At 59.3% G+C, this 223-nt stretch carries 1 pseudogene; it reads left to right on the top strand.

Going from position 1 to position 223, the window contains the following annotated elements:
• A pseudogene (locus tag ASG92_RS20770) lies at nt 1–223 on the top strand (DDE-type integrase/transposase/recombinase); the annotation flags it as partial.

Genomic DNA, 223 nt, shown 5'->3' with positions numbered 1-223 from the left:
AGTTGGCGGTGGAGATGATGAAGGAGATCTTCGGAATCCACGGGACCCCGGAGGTCGTTCATGCCGACCGCGGCACGTCGATGACGAGCAAGACCGTCRCGGCATTGCTCTCTGAYCTGGAGATCACCAAGTCGCATTCGCGGCCTCGGGTGTCCAACGATAACCCGTTCAGCGAGGCGTGGTTCAAGACGTTGAAATTCGCACCCGCATTCCCGCAACGCTT

This window comes from Arthrobacter sp. Soil736 (genome assembly GCF_001428005.1).
Taxonomy (GTDB): domain Bacteria; phylum Actinomycetota; class Actinomycetes; order Actinomycetales; family Micrococcaceae; genus Arthrobacter.
This window is presented reverse-complemented; position numbering and strand designations above follow the sequence as displayed.